The sequence below is a fragment of the Flavobacterium cupreum genome (assembly GCF_003996965.1).
Taxonomy (GTDB): Bacteria; Bacteroidota; Bacteroidia; order Flavobacteriales; family Flavobacteriaceae; genus Flavobacterium; species Flavobacterium cupreum.
On the sequence record NZ_QWDM01000126.1, the window covers coordinates 1 to 358 of the forward strand.

The 358-nt window shown below is 66.5% G+C and carries 1 protein-coding gene; it reads right to left on the reverse strand.

The window, feature by feature from the left end; all coding sequences use genetic code 11:
- Positions 1-358 (reverse strand): EAL domain-containing protein (locus D0817_RS26900; protein WP_134737804.1); only part of this gene is annotated, 358 nt, incomplete at both ends.

Genomic DNA, 358 nt, shown 5'->3' on the forward strand with positions numbered 1-358 from the left:
CCGCGCAGGTAGGCCAGTTGCTCGGCCGTCTCGACGCCCTCGGCGATCACCGACAGCTTCAGGTTGTGCGCCAGCGCGATGATCGAGCTCACCAGCGCGGCGTCGTTGGCGTCGCGGTTGATCGCCGAGACGAACGAGCGGTCGATCTTGAGCACGTCGATCGGGAACCGGCTCAGGTAGGACAGGCTCGAGTAGCCGGTGCCGAAGTCGTCGATCGACATGCTCACCCCGAGCGCCTTCATGCTGTGCAGCAGTTCGACCGCGACCGTGATGTCGTCCATGAACAGGCTCTCGGTGAGCTCGATGTCGAGGCAGGCCGGGGGCAGCCCGGTGTCGGCCAGCACCGCCTCGATCTGGG